The organism is Citrobacter sp. Cm046, assembly GCF_030333065.1.
Taxonomy (GTDB): Bacteria; Pseudomonadota; Gammaproteobacteria; order Enterobacterales; family Enterobacteriaceae; genus Citrobacter; species Citrobacter murliniae.
In genome coordinates this window covers 440,698-452,579 of the sequence record NZ_JAOWGP010000043.1, presented here as the reverse complement: position 1 = coordinate 452,579, position 11,882 = coordinate 440,698, and the positions used below count along the sequence as shown (strand labels likewise).

9 protein-coding genes are annotated in these 11,882 nt (G+C 43.6%); 3 read left to right on the top strand and 6 right to left on the bottom strand.

All coding sequences use genetic code 11. The features are described from left to right. The 4 genes from OGX98_RS17915 to OGX98_RS17900 form a co-directional block, all read right to left on the bottom strand. On the bottom strand, positions 1-821 hold an 821-nt coding region (locus tag OGX98_RS17915; protein WP_286595430.1), incomplete at its 3' end, for a DUF927 domain-containing protein. 35 nt (positions 822-856) lie between these two features. Continuing rightward, complete coding sequence (locus OGX98_RS17910) at positions 857-1,072, bottom strand: AlpA family transcriptional regulator (protein ID WP_047038894.1); 216 nt, start codon at positions 1,070-1,072, stop codon at positions 857-859. A gap of 478 nt (positions 1,073-1,550) precedes the next feature. Then, the gene (locus OGX98_RS17905) at positions 1,551-5,354 is read right to left on the bottom strand and encodes a YobI family P-loop NTPase (protein WP_286595674.1); all 3,804 of its coding nucleotides are present in this window, start codon (positions 5,352-5,354) and stop codon (positions 1,551-1,553) included. A 197-nt stretch (positions 5,355-5,551) separates the two neighbouring features. Further along, positions 5,552-6,190 (bottom strand): hypothetical protein, encoded by a 639-nt coding sequence (locus tag OGX98_RS17900; RefSeq protein WP_286595673.1) that lies wholly within the window; start codon positions 6,188-6,190, stop codon positions 5,552-5,554. Between the two features lie 301 nt (positions 6,191-6,491). On the opposite strand from OGX98_RS17900, the gene OGX98_RS17895 reads away from it, so the two are divergent. Together OGX98_RS17895 and OGX98_RS17890 are read left to right on the top strand one after the other, a co-directional pair. After that, entirely contained in the window at positions 6,492-6,725 is a 234-nt protein-coding gene (locus tag OGX98_RS17895) for a type II toxin-antitoxin system Phd/YefM family antitoxin (protein WP_004853132.1), read from the top strand. Between the two features lie 30 nt (positions 6,726-6,755). Then, a complete protein-coding gene (locus OGX98_RS17890; RefSeq protein ID WP_286595672.1) occupies positions 6,756-7,088 on the top strand; it encodes a type II toxin-antitoxin system RelE/ParE family toxin in 333 nt (110 codons plus the stop codon). Between the two features lie 449 nt (positions 7,089-7,537). On the opposite strand, the gene OGX98_RS17885 is transcribed toward OGX98_RS17890, so the two are convergent. Further along, the gene (locus tag OGX98_RS17885; protein ID WP_048220835.1) at positions 7,538-7,729 is read right to left on the bottom strand and encodes a YfgG family protein; all 192 of its coding nucleotides are present in this window, start codon (positions 7,727-7,729) and stop codon (positions 7,538-7,540) included. 354 nt (positions 7,730-8,083) lie between these two features. Between OGX98_RS17885 and OGX98_RS17880 the strand changes: the two genes are divergently transcribed. After that, the gene (locus OGX98_RS17880; protein ID WP_200010304.1) at positions 8,084-10,354 is read left to right on the top strand and encodes a bifunctional diguanylate cyclase/phosphodiesterase; all 2,271 of its coding nucleotides are present in this window, start codon (positions 8,084-8,086) and stop codon (positions 10,352-10,354) included. Here the strand turns inward: OGX98_RS17880 and ppx are convergent. Next, on the bottom strand, positions 10,334-11,875 hold the full coding sequence (ppx, locus tag OGX98_RS17875; protein WP_045446089.1) for an exopolyphosphatase: 1,542 nt from the start codon (positions 11,873-11,875) through the stop codon (positions 10,334-10,336). The genes OGX98_RS17880 and ppx overlap by 21 nt on opposite strands. Between the last annotated feature and the right edge of the window lie 7 nt (positions 11,876-11,882).

The following is an 11,882-nucleotide window of genomic DNA, read 5'->3' as shown; positions in this document are numbered from 1 at the left end:
TAGTGGCTGCCCTGAAGGATGACATTGTCGCCACCGGGACCGATAACCTCATCCGGGAGCACGTATACCCCGTTGTGCCAGCCGGTTTTCTCCACGCAGGTGACCCGGCGTCCGGGGAGTGACCGTGAGATGTACTCGCACAGCAGGCTGCGCAGGGCAGGGCGAGTGGCGATGTAGGTCAGGCCGTTCTCCAGCAGAATGCGCCGCAGCTCCTCGCCGTTGCCGCTGAGCATCGCCATCGGCATAGCCCAGCGCCGCAATTGTCCGGTGGTGGTGTGCCATTCCAGCAGGCGGCCATAACTGCCGTCATGAGTGTCGCAGGTGATGGCGGTGACCCGCAGAGGGGAACAGATGCGCTGGGGCTGGACGTCGCTTTCCCCGTCCCGGCGTTCGGTGAGCTTATCAAACCACAGCGCCTCTTCATCGAGGCGGAAGTGCTCCGGCAGGATGTCGGAGGGCCTTTCCTGTCGCAGGCGTTCAAGCTGTCCGGTCCAGTTCTCCAGCAACTCACCGTCAGGGGTCATCAGCCGGCCCATCTGCACATCCGCGTGTGCCAGTTTTACGGCGATTTTTAGCAGCTCCTCTTCGCAGATATCGCCAGTGCGGAGTACCCGGACGTAGAGCGTGTCGGGCCTGATTATGGTCAGGTTGTCCAGATCGGCCAGTTCATCCGGGCCGAGTACCACCGGGGGAACATCATCTTCCCGGTCGGGATCTTTTCGCCAGGCGCGTGAGGTCTCCCATGCCAGGCTTCCGGCCAGGATCACCACTTCGAGCGTGCGGTCGGGAGACTGCTTATTGAGGAAGGGGGCGCGTTTCATGATGGGGTATCAGTCGGCTCATCCCTGAGCGTGGATTAACGAATGGCGGCGCGGCGCTGTTGCCACTGACGGATTTCAGCGGCATCGAAAACCACCAGTCGGGAAGAGAGGTGGACGGGGCGGGGAAAGTCGGTGTCTTTAATCAGGCGGTAAACCGATGATTCACTCATCGCCAGAAACTGGACCACCTGACGCATACGCACATTACCGCTTTCGGGAAAAGCATCGTTGCTGTCAGCACGGGTTTTCATGATTGCACCTCACGGGAACAGAATGTCGATGCGGTTATAGCGCGGAACGGGGAGCAGGGGGATAGGTCCGGGTGAAAAAGTTAAGTCCGGATAGAAAGTAATAAGTCCTGAAAGAATTTCTTTACTGCAAAAAAATATGACATCTGGTTAATTTATTGGAAATAAAGAGTTTTATTGGATTTTGGCTCTGCAGGGATAAGAGATACTCATGTTTACGGATGGTAACGCACGACTACAAGCACTTCACAATGGTGGAATTACCACATAGGTAGCCCAAAAATTAAGCGAAGATGTTTTTAATAATGAAATGTCCAATATATAAAATAACTATTTTCCAACGACGTTTTGAATTAATTTAAATATATTTCTATTCATATCAGTTCTCGTAGTTCTTAAAGTATCCTAAAATCATTATGTTGTTGTACATTCAATAACAAGTTATTTAATTTTTTTTGGGGGGGGAGCCCCCCAAATTTACTTAATCAAGATAGCTCTCGTCTTCCTCATATCGACATTGAACGTAATATTTACCCACATCCCTAAGTGTCCATTTCTTGATCAGGTTTGCTTGTTGCAACGCAGACAGAAATAACTCCGCCTCTTGAGGATTATCAAGATTCAATGTTGCACTCTTTTGATAAAATATTTTTGCGTATTCTTTTTCTTCCAGCCTACTCACGAAGTGTGCAATCTCCGCTCTGCTACGGTAACCATATTGTAATAATTTAATTATTACATAAATAGTAAAATTATCATCTGTAGATGTATTAACTAAGGCGATAAGTCCCTCATGAGAAATAGTTAATTCCTCAAATAAAGATAGCTCATAATGCTCACGGCATTTGAATAAAATTAAAGATTTTTCTTGCAAAGTGAATACATGGGAATTATTAATTCCAATCAATGACTCCTTAAAAAAAACATCATCTTGATTAACACAAAGATAATAGTCTATATTGGAGAAAAAATTGTCTTTAAATTGTGAAAACCACAAAACAAATGGCTCAATTCTTTTCGAATCATTATTCGAAATAAAATATTGTATGGCTTGTTTAAATGGCTCGGAATCCAGTTCTATTTTTCTATTTTTTATCAAGCGGTAAAGGTTTTTCAAACTCATGCGATCATCCCAGTGATGGGTATTAATATAAATTGGCTCTAATATGGCAGCATACGCGCTATCACTGAGGTTATCATTGCAGATAACTTTCATATATAGAAGGTCATAGCGATCTCCCTCCATCAAATTTATTGCCTCTTGGCTTAATACATCAGCATAATTTTCAATATACTGCGTTAGTATCTCAAGGTTGCACTCTTCGCAAATATAGGCCAATAATGCTTCCCATCCTGGCGTTACATGATCATATCGATAGAACAGATCGTGATATGATAATTCGTTACCATCAACATCAATATATTCTGGGAATTCATTTAGCCCGGTCACGGTGAATTGCATTTTTTCGAGTATTAAGATTTTGAGTTCATCGCTGAGATCTGAATGTGTAATCACTGAAACAATAGCATTACTGCTTTCTTTTGAATCTATAAAAATATCTTTTACAAAGATATTAATGTTGTCGTTTACGTAAACTTTTATTTTTGAAAGTTGATGTTTATCCAATAATGACCACGGTAAATCATCTACCATTTCACAAGTAACATTGTCACTCTGCAATAATCCAGCTACAACAACTCGATAAGTGGCCCTATCCAGAGGGTACATTTGATGATCGCCAATGAAGTTCAAGGCTTTAATTTCATTCGGAGTAACCGGCAAGTAAATATCATGATAAATAACTTGAAGTTGTTCTATATTGTGAAGAAAATATTGAAGATTGTTAGGTTCTACTTCAGAGATTAAACTGAAACCAAGATCCTCGATAAATTTTTGATAGTTTTTTTGATCAGTAGATATATCCGGTGAAACTAAAGCTATCATTTTCGAAGCAATTGATTTGGAAATAGCATTATGTTCCTGTTCCTTAAGAACGGAGATCATCTTATCCAGATACTTATTTTCACTCAGCGAGGAGACTACTAAACGAGTAAAATAATCCACGTTAATAAAACGGTCTTCTAATATCTTAAAAATAGCTATTATTACTGATGCAGGTTGACGAAAAATCATCGCTATCATCGCCGACAAGGTTTTATGATCTTGCTTATCTTGACTATCAAGTAAAAAGGCAATGATTTGATGATGTAATGCACCTTCACGATATTGGTAATGTTGACCAATCAGTTCGGCTAACACATCTTTAGAATTATCCAACAAGAAGGTTTGGTTTGCTTCTTCGCATCCGATGTAGCGACCAACCGCTTTAATATAGTCGTTGTCATTAGCAGAGATCGTACCCTGATTAAAGATGGAACGGAACATCATAAAATCCTGCATGATGTATCCATTGGTTAGTAAATAGTAGAGGGCTTCAAAACCACCGAAGCGGAATCCATTGCGAATAGTCTCTAACTGCTCTGGATCTATTATTGTTCTATCATCGCATGTTGCAATATATTCTTCAGCAATTGTTCTAAAGTTTTCCCAACCAATTATCTTCAGTAAATTAGCTAAAGAAATAGCATTCCTGGTTCGAATGTTTTCTTTCAGTTCTTCAATTTCTTTTGTTGTTTTTTTATATTCATCATCTCTATTGCTGGAAATAAGAGTATTTCTTTGTTTGTACTCTTCAATTATCGAAGTTGAGTCAATCTCAGCTAATTGGTGCTGATTTCCATTAAATAAATATCCTATATAAAGTGACGAGTTTTGTTCAAAGTAGTTGATAAATTCATGTTCACTATTATAAAAGCTTTCTGCTGAGAACTTTATATAACGCTGATGATAATTCCCAGTATCTTTTATAAAATAAACTATGGGCCATAATTCTGGGGAAATAAATCTACTAATAATTTGTTTACGTAATTCTGCATCAGTGCTAACAGATTCTTTTCTAATTTTTACAAGTTTATTATTAAGTTCTTCTAATCGTTGGTCGAGAAGTTTGAAATGGTTTTCATGTAGTCTACGTAGGCGATAATTATGTATGAATGAATAAAGCACACCTGATTTTTTATCTGTTAAATTATAATCTTGGGCATATATATTTTTATAAAAAATGAGTGCAAATATCTTCGCTTGGTTAGTATTATCATCAACAACCTTTTTAAATAGATTAAACTCATTGACAATATTCTGTAGGGAACGCATATCACTTATATATAGTGACATCTGCTTAAGAAGTGGTTGTTCATTTTCTGGGAAATCATATAGTTTATTTTTTAAATGAGTGTAGGCATTCCTAGCATCCATTACCGGTATTACTGGTAAAATGAAATCAAAAAACTTTGTTCTAATATCTGCTCCAAGGAAAATATCATCACGGCAGGCATAAATAAATCTAACAGGTTCACTTTGAAGGTTGTTATTAACTATCTGGTTTATTTCTCTTAATTTAACAAATACTTCAGCATTACCTAGTCTGTCTAAGTCTTCGAAAACAACAATTTTATATTGTGAACGGGAAAAAAAATAGACGATCTCGTCCAGGCAGTTATTGAGCAAGGATGATGATTCCTGTGATGCCATATCGGCACTACCTTGAAGAAATGCGATTTTACTGAGCTTTATTTTTTTATCAAAAATACCAGCCTTTGATGCAACTCTTACAATAAAGAATAAACAGAGCAAACCCATGATGACACTAACGATAAACCTTTCAGGAAACATATTAACGACCATATTGATCGTGGGTTCTGTTGCGCCAAATAAAGAAAAGAAATATTTCGGGAATATGGTTATAGCCAGTAATAATAATGGTGCTACTACTGACAGTACGGTGAAAAATAGAGAGGAAATGTGTTTTTTATTCCTATTCTGAATCCGATCGATACGTGAATCAGGAAGGTTATCTTTGTTCTCTTTATATAAAATCTGCTGAAGTATACTTAATTCAATCTCTGAGTTTTCCAACGGTGCTTCATCACTTTTTCCTGATAATGAAAAATCGGCAAGTGATACGTTTATAAATTCTCTCTTGAGATGTGTTTTCAGATAGGACTGAATCACGGTGCTTTTCCCCGCACCATAAGGCCCTGTGATTGCGATGTTTTTCACATCCTGTTTCGAAAAAGCAAAATCCAATGCATCAAAATAGTGTTTAACACTACTATCAGTAATTATTTTAGGAGTTAAAGTGTCGTAAACGCTTTCTTCTTCTATGCTTTGAGTAGCAGTCTCATTTGGTGATATGAGACTTTTAATTTTATCCAATAGAGCCATGCTCATTCCTTATAGTTGTTCAAAAAGCGAACTTAAAGGCCAACGTGTCTTTATATCACGATGATATAAAGAATAACATCTAATTACCATTTACTACCAGAGTTCAAGATAGATGTTATGGATGATTTTTATACATCAAGCTGGCATTCAAGTATTAGAGGGATTTATTAACCTATTATAATTAGCTATTACCTATACTACCTCTCTCGTCCCATCTTCAATACCTCATAAAATGTCCCCCGCCCAAGCCCATCCGACGGCAATTCCTGTTCCTTAGCCAGCGTCTTCAGCTTGCGAAGTATCTGGTCAGATGCCGGTTTATCAGACGTCCCATAACGCCTGTCAGTCTCCTCAACCAGAAGCTGAACCAGCAGCCAACAGAGTCGAGCTGTATTCTCCCGTGCCTTGTCGCGCTTATGCACTCCGCGCTGGGAAGGTTGTGCTGAAGCAGTGAGATCCGGCAGCGCGTCGTCACCGAGCGTCTTCAGCCACTTGCGGCCACGACTGTTACGCGACAGTTTCATCACCGCCTTCAGGCTGCGTGCCTTAATTTCTGGCGGTGTGAGTTCGTCATCAATAAGCCGCCAGGCCAGCGCGAACATCTCATCGGCATAGAACATACGTTTGTTTGCAGGGGCGCTGACCATACCAGTGGCTTTGATGGTGCGGCTGATGGCGTCGTGCAGGATACGGTAATTCTCCTGATGTTCTTCCGGCAGGGCATTTGCCGGTTGGGAAGCATCGAGGCCGAGAAGCAGAAGGGCGAGATGCCGCGCTTCCAGCAGCGGCATCTCACATTCCCGTTCAAACAGATTCTGACGAATGGGACTGATCACATTATTCTCCTCCCTCAATGGCTCTCTTCCCACTTTCACATCGGTTCTGGCGGATAGGGTTTTACTCTGCCGCTGCTCGTTAAATAAACAAAAGGCAGATTATCACCAGAGTGTTAGTAGTTTTGTTCTGACATGTAGGATCTGTGGAGTGCATAAAGGAAATCAGCTTCCGGCAGGAACAAATTGATCTCTGTACTTAATCTGGACCTATTTATCAGAAGAGCAGGGGGACATGAGACCTTGTTGGTGGTCTAAATATAGTCTATATTAAAACCGAGATATGACCATTAGGCGGACCAACATGAAAGTAGAGACAATCAGCTACGTTAAAAAGAACGCAGCAACGCTTGATCTGTCAGAACCCATCCTGGTCACACAAAATGGTGTGCCTGCTTATGTTATAGAGTCCTATGACCAGCAGCAGGAACGAGAGAACGCCATTGCTTTGCTGAAGCTGCTTACCCTGTCAGAGAAAGACAAAGCGGAAGGGCGCGTGTTCTCGAAAGACCAGTTGCTGGATGGACTTGCGGATTAAACGCAGCGGGCTCAACGTTAAGGGATTTCCATGGAACAGCAGGTCACCTTTGAGTACACGCTTACGGTAAAGCACTGCATCGACACAATAGCGGGTTTTCTGAAGCGCGTTGATGTTGAGCCGCGTCCGGTTATCGCAGATATTCTCACACAGTTTGAGAGTACCGTGGGTGAGTTCCCGCTGGGATGCCAGATTTGCCCTGAACTGCTGAAAATTGGCTGCGCCAAATACCGGGAGTTTAACCACGCTGAAGGCTATCGGGTTTTGTATTCCGTAGACGGAACCTTAGTGACCGCGCATGCGATCCTGGCACATCGGCAGGACGTGCAGCAGCTGCTGTTTAAGCGTCTGATCATGGCCTGATAGCCCTAATGCGTGTTGTACGGCAATAATACGAATTTAAAGAGCGTGTTTGTAAACCATCATAACAACATGATTAATATCACAAATATCATCATTTTGACGGTATTTATTACAGCATCGTCTGGAAATGGTTTTCATAAAATTCCATGATAACAAGATGTTGGATGGTTCCTAAACCATTGAGTGGGAATAACACCTACTTTTACCTGATTCTGAACAGGTAGTAACACGCTTAAAGCCCTCTGTTTTTACAGAGGGCTTTTTAATTTCAGCACGGCTTCGTTGCCGTCGTAAGAGCAACGCCACATCGAAATATGAGGAGTAGATTCACAGGGGGTGAGCATTTAGTAACGCTGACGTCTGGTGCTGGTTGAGGCTGAAAGGCGTAACAAAAAAGTGTTCAGGCGGTATTAAGCCGCCAATTTTCTCACGGGGGCAGTCAACAAAAGTTAGCGTTGAGCAGGCGTTTCTACGGAGAGTGAAGACTGTTGCGCTTCTTTTTTATCCTGGTGATGATGCCAGGCACCGATGGCAGAGTAGACGAAGCGTCCGAAGAAGAAGAGAAAACTGATAAGCAATATGATACGGATCATGCGACTGTTAAATCGATGTCGTTTTCGCATACTGGTAGCCTGACTCACAAAAGGTTCCTTCAAATGTACCCAACAGTGTGGGCGATACTTACATTAAGGCACACTGTGAGGGAATGGTCAATTCATCATTATGTAAAATGTAAAAATGCGTCGGTTGTTTTATCTTTTTATGTTATGGAACATAACTTTATTATTTGCATTAATAATGAATTAACGAAAATAAAAAAGAAAAAAGTAATAAATGATTAATGAGGGATATTTTTTTTGATACATATCAAATGCCATCCGTAAGCGATAACTAAAATTGAGGGCCGTTGTGATGAACTAAACATCATTTTTTAAAGTCAGGTGGGATACCTGTCTGAAACTCCTTCAGGATGTGAAGGATCCTACTGAGCATCTATGAAACTCAATAAAAACTATATTCGCATTAGAGATAAATGGTGGGCATTACCTCTCATCTTACCTTCCTTGCTGCTGCCTTTATTGAGCTCAGCAAATACTTACGCACATATTAGTACCGGTAATATTGTCCTTTTTTATCTGCCTTTAGCACTGATGATTAGTCTGATGCTATTTTTTGGCCTGGCAGCATTGCCGGGAATTATCATTGCTATTTTCTGGTCTAAATATTCACAGTTAGGTCTGTCTGAAACGTTTTCAATTATCACGCACTTTATAATCACAGTTGTACTCAGTTGGGGTGGGTATCGGGTGTTTTCCCCACGACGCAACAATGTTGCTCATGGTGACTCTCATCTGATGCTCCCGCGCATGTTTTGGCAGGTTTTCTGCCCGGCTACGTTATTCCTGATACTCTTTCAGTTTGCTGCGTTTGTTGGCGTGTATGAAAGTAAATCTGGCATGATGGGAGTTATGCCTTTTAATATTACGACACTCATTAACTATCAGGCATTGCTGGTGGGGAATCTCATCGGTGTTCCAATGTGTTATTTTATTATCCGAACTGCGCGTAATCCACTGTATTTGCGTAGCTATTTTTCTCAGTTAAAGCTGCAATTTGATACTAAAGTATCAAAAAAAGAGTTCGCTATCTGGTTGATAATATTGGCTGCGTTAATGGTATTGCTGTGTATGCCATTAAATGATAATAGCTCAATATTTAGCACGAATTATACCCTGTCGCTCTTATTGCCTGTTATGTTGTGGGGGGCAATGCGTTACGGTTATAGATTTATTTCGTTAGCTTGGGCTGTAATACTGATTGCTGCAATTCATTATTATCAGCGCTATATGCCTTGGTATCCCGGCTACGATACACAGCTTGCGATCACCTCCTCGAGCTACCTGGTTTTTTCTTTTATCGTATGTTACATGGCAGTGCTGGCGACACGTCAGCGAATTGTCAGCGCTCGGGCCCGCCGTCTTGCTTATCTGGATCCTGTAGTACATATCCCTAATCTTCGAGCTTTAAATCGGGCGTTAAAGAGTACGCCATGGTCAGCACTCTGCTATTTGCGCGTGCCGGGGTTAGAGCTACTCGGGAAAAACTATGGCGTTATGCTCCGCATCCAGTACAAGCAGAAGCTTTCTCACTGGATCACCGAACAACTGGCACCCGATGAATGTGTATACCAGATGTCCGGACACGACCTTGTTTTGCGTCTTACTACCGAATCACACCAGCGACGTATTGAGGCACTTGATAAGCATATTAAGCAATTCCGCTTTATCTGGGATGGTATGGCTCTACAGCCGCAGGTCGGGATGAGCTACTGTTATGTACGCTCTCCGGTCAGTCATATCTACCTGCTATTAGGCGAACTGAGTACCATTGCCGATTTCTCCCTTGTCACCAATGCGCCTGAAAATTTGCAGCGACGTGGTGCCATGAATTTGCAGCGAGACCTGAAAGATAAAGTAGCAATGATGAACCGACTTCAGCAGGCGCTGGAGCATGATCACTTTTTCCTGATGGCGCAGCCGATTTTGGGTGTACGCGGTGATATGTATCATGAAATCTTGCTACGGCTTAAGGGGGAGGAGGGGGAAACCATTCCTCCTGATTGTTTTTTACCCGCAGCTCATGAGTTTGGGCTGTCATCCAGTATTGACCTTTGGGTAATTGAAAACACACTGAAATTTATGGCTCAAAATCGGGAAAGCATTCCAGCCCGTCGTTTTGCTATCAATTTGTCTCCAACATCAGTGTGTCGTGCCCGCCTTCCATCCGATATCGCTAAATTGCTGGAGAAATATCAGATTGAAGCGTGGCAACTGGTTTTTGAGATAACGGAAAGTAACGCCCTAACCAATGCGGAACAGGCCCAGGCAACATTGCTGCAATTACAGGTATTGGGGTGTCAGATTGCGATTGATGACTTTGGTACTGGTTATGCCAGCTATGCGCGGCTTAAAGACGTGAGTGCCGATATCCTGAAGATTGACGGCAGCTTCATTCGTAATATTGTCTCGAACAGCCTTGATTACCAAATTGTTGCTTCGATTTGTCATCTGGCGCGGATGAAAAGAATGATGGTGGTTGCGGAGTATGTCGAAACCGAAGAGCTTCGCAGCGCTGTGATTTCTCTGGGCATTGATTACATGCAGGGCTATCTGATTGGCAAACCGTTGCCGCTGAATGAGATTCTGGAGGAACAGGTGTCAGACGCGCTGACACCTGCTGAAAATTCACGCTGCGATATCGGGTGAGCTTTCTTCCTCGATCTTAAGACGCCAGCCTGTTACGGCTTCCCAGTACTGCTGCTCCTTTTCCAGATCGAGCAGGACGAGCGCGTTCTGGCTGAACCAGTCGTGCGGGAAGCGTAATGTCCAGTGATTTTCGTCAGTTACCAGCGTAAGTGTCGGCGGCGTTGTGGTCGCCTGACGCTGATTATTCAGCAATACACCCAGTCGTAATAGTTGGATCAACGGCAGAAACTGTTTCTTCTTGAACAACGTAAAGCGTGGTAAATCATCCAGCTTTACGGCTTTACGATGGTAGCGAACTAACGTCGCCATCATCAACTGCTGTTCCTGGTTGAAACCCGGCAAGTCGCTGTTTTGCAGAATGTAAGCCGAGTGACGGTGCAGGCCGCTGTGATTGATGTTCAGCCCAACCTCGTGCAGCATGGCTGCCCATCTGAGCAATGCTTCCAGTTGCGGATGGGCCAGTTTGGGCTGCTGTGCATGCCACTGGTCGTACATCTGCATGGTGGTTTCCAGCACGCGACGAGCTTGTTCGCTGTCGATATTGTACTGGTTCGCCAGGCTGCTGGCGGTGCGGCTACGTACATCCTGATGGCGAAAACGTCCTTCCATCTCATACAACACGCCTTCACGCAGTGCGCCATCAGAAAGTCGAAGTTCACGGATACCCAGCGCATCAAAAACGCCACACAGGATAGCCAGGCCCGGTACAAAAACAGCTTTTCTGTCCTCGGATAACCCAGGCATACTCAGCGCTTCGAATGAGGAATGTCTCAGCACTTCGCTGGTCAGCATGTCCAGACGTTCGGGGGTGATAAAACCATCTTTTTCACCCATTTCCAGCAGCACTTCGTGCGCCGCTTTGATCGTGCCTGAGGCTCCCAGCGCCACGTTCCAGCCCTGAATACGAAACTGCCAGGTTAACGTTTCAAGTTTTTGCGCGGCCGCCATGCGCGCGCGCTGGAAATTTTCCCGGCTGATTGTGCCGCCAGGGAAATACATTTGAGCAAAACTGACGCAGCCCATACGGCGGCTTTCGACCAGTTTCGGCTCGAAGTCTTCCCCAATAACCAGTTCAGTCGAACCGCCGCCGATGTCGATAACCAGCTTGCGACCTTTCTCCGGCTGTGTGTGCTCAACGCCCATAAATATCAGTCGCGCTTCTTCGTTACCGGAGATAATTTCAATCGGGTAGGGGATGACCTTTTCTGCTCGCTTCAGAAAATCAGTCGCATTCAGCGCCTGGCGCAAAGTGTGAGTTCCCACAATGCATACGCTTGATGGTGGAAAGCCCTGCAGACGTTCCGCGAATAATGACAGACAGCTTAATCCGCGCTCCATCGCCTCTTCGCTGAGCTTGTTGTCTTCGCCGAGCCCATCTGCCAGATGTACGCGTTGTTTCAGGCGTCCGATAATTTGCATCGCGCCATCGACTACCCGGGCAATGACCATATGAAAACTATTTGAACCAAGGTCGACCGCAGCAAACTCCTGCGGTCGTGGTGACTTGTCGTGTATTGGCATAGCGTTT

What these genes read in the sequence shown, in the direction of transcription:
- OGX98_RS17910 (WP_047038894.1), bottom strand. Translation starts at nt 1,072, where the DNA reads ATGAAAACCCGTGCTGACAGCAACGATGCTTTTCCCGAAAGCGGTAAT.
- OGX98_RS17905 (WP_286595674.1), bottom strand. Translation starts at nt 5,354, where the DNA reads ATGGCTCTATTGGATAAAATTAAAAGTCTCATATCACCAAATGAGACT.
- OGX98_RS17895 (WP_004853132.1), top strand. Translation starts at nt 6,492, where the DNA reads ATGAAAGTAGAGACAATCAGCTACGTTAAAAAGAACGCAGCAACGCTT.
- OGX98_RS17890 (WP_286595672.1), top strand. Translation starts at nt 6,756, where the DNA reads ATGGAACAGCAGGTCACCTTTGAGTACACGCTTACGGTAAAGCACTGC.
- OGX98_RS17880 (WP_200010304.1), top strand. Translation starts at nt 8,084, where the DNA reads ATGAAACTCAATAAAAACTATATTCGCATTAGAGATAAATGGTGGGCA.
- ppx (WP_045446089.1), bottom strand. Translation starts at nt 11,875, where the DNA reads ATGCCAATACACGACAAGTCACCACGACCGCAGGAGTTTGCTGCGGTC.